This is a genomic window from Haemophilus sp. UMB1048, from assembly GCF_030218125.1.
In the GTDB taxonomy this organism is placed as follows: domain Bacteria; phylum Pseudomonadota; class Gammaproteobacteria; order Enterobacterales; family Pasteurellaceae; genus Haemophilus_D.
Genome location: NZ_JASOPB010000024.1, coordinates 1 through 612, shown reverse-complemented (window position 1 = coordinate 612; position 612 = coordinate 1). Strand labels below are relative to the sequence as shown.

Genomic DNA, 612 nt, shown 5'->3' with positions numbered 1-612 from the left:
AAGGTTATTAGCTCTCCGCATGAGGTAGCTTAGTGATAAAAACTTTTCTTCGGTGCGGTAATTAAGTCCGGCAACGGCAAGTTTTGTTTTATCTCCTTCGGCATAGAGAGTTAACCCTTTTTCGCACTGCTTAATGATGCGCTCTGCTAAATTTAAGCACCTGCTATCACGCAAAAGAAAAGGGGTGGCTCCTGCCGGGTATTGTAGTTCGGTCATCATTTCTTCTTCACCTCTAAATAACGTTTAGCCAGATTTTCTAATCCAAATGTATAAACACTCATCATTGAAGAATGCCAGCTTAATAATTGAATCTGGCAGGCTTCAATTGTGGGCTGCGTCAATGTCCAGCCGTTGCGGGATTTCTTCACGACTTTGCGCCGCACAGCTTTATGAATTGTGTCGCATTCATCCCATACAAGGGAGCCGGATTTGTGCTGGTACAGGTCAACGCCTGAACTCAATAGGCCGCTGAACACCTCGACGAACTCTAACGATAATTCGAACTGTTCACCCTTCACTAATCCAAAGGCGGCGCACGCCTCCGGGCTGCACTTCCGGTGCATGTACCATCCGGTAAATATTACGCTCAGGTCATAGTAGGTTGCCCGGTCT

2 protein-coding genes are annotated in these 612 nt (G+C 46.6%); both read right to left on the bottom strand.

From position 1 onward, the window contains the following. On the bottom strand, window positions 1-219 hold a 219-nt coding region (locus QP437_RS09700; protein ID WP_285267697.1), incomplete at its 3' end, for a hypothetical protein. Beyond that, window positions 216-612 (bottom strand): hypothetical protein (locus tag QP437_RS09695; protein WP_285267696.1); only part of this gene is annotated, 397 nt, incomplete at its 5' end. The genes QP437_RS09700 and QP437_RS09695, both read right to left, overlap by 4 nt.